1 protein-coding gene is annotated in these 203 nt (G+C 51.7%); it reads left to right on the plus strand.

Going from position 1 to position 203, the window contains the following annotated elements; genetic code table 11:
* Positions 1 to 203 (plus strand): ArsR/SmtB family transcription factor (locus tag QOS10_RS09720; RefSeq protein WP_283595226.1); only part of this gene is annotated, 203 nt, incomplete at both ends.

Genomic DNA, 203 nt, shown 5'->3' on the forward strand with positions numbered 1-203 from the left:
CGCTACCAGGACAATGATGCTTCGGTCAACGAGATTGTCCAAGCGCTGGGAATTGCCCAACCCGTTATTTCGAAACAATTGGGGATCCTGCGGCGCTACCAGCTGGTGCGAAACCATAAGGAAGGTACCAAGGTCTTCTATATTCTCGACGATCCCCACGTGGTCGAAATGGTGGACGACATGTTAAATCACGTCCGTCACGA

It is taken from the genome of Limosilactobacillus galli, assembly GCF_947381495.1.
GTDB classification, from domain to species: domain Bacteria; phylum Bacillota; class Bacilli; order Lactobacillales; family Lactobacillaceae; genus Limosilactobacillus; species Limosilactobacillus galli.